1 protein-coding gene is annotated in these 337 nt (G+C 72.1%); it reads left to right on the top strand.

The window, feature by feature from the left end:
* Positions 1 to 337: M17 family peptidase N-terminal domain-containing protein (locus EN808_RS35465; protein WP_281041869.1), on the top strand; the 337-nt coding region annotated here is incomplete at both ends.

The raw sequence follows: 337 nt of genomic DNA, 5'->3' as shown, positions 1-337 counted from the left end.
CTTCGATTGCCTTCGCCAAATTTGCCGCGCCGAAAAAGGGCAGCGCCTTCGTGCTGGCGGCCGACGATGGCGCCGTTGGCGAAGCCGGCAAGGCTTGCGATCCGGGCGGCGCGCTCGCGCGCGCGTTCCCGGTGGCCGACTTTTCCGGCAAGTTCGGCACCGTCGCCGAGGTGCTGGCGCCGGAGGGGACTTCGCTCGACCGCCTGGTGGCGGTCGGCGCCGGCAAGGCCGCCGCCCTCGACGACCAGGCCTGGCTGAGGCTGGGCGGCACCATCGCGGCCTTGCTGCGCAAGGCGAAGGAAGTCGCCGTCGTGCTCGATGTTCCGGGCGCCGAGGC

Source organism: Mesorhizobium sp. M8A.F.Ca.ET.165.01.1.1 (assembly GCF_004792065.1).
Classification (GTDB): domain Bacteria; phylum Pseudomonadota; class Alphaproteobacteria; order Rhizobiales; family Rhizobiaceae; genus Mesorhizobium.
The sequence above is the reverse complement of the archived record's forward strand: the minus strand, read 5'-3'. Positions and strand labels throughout refer to the sequence as shown.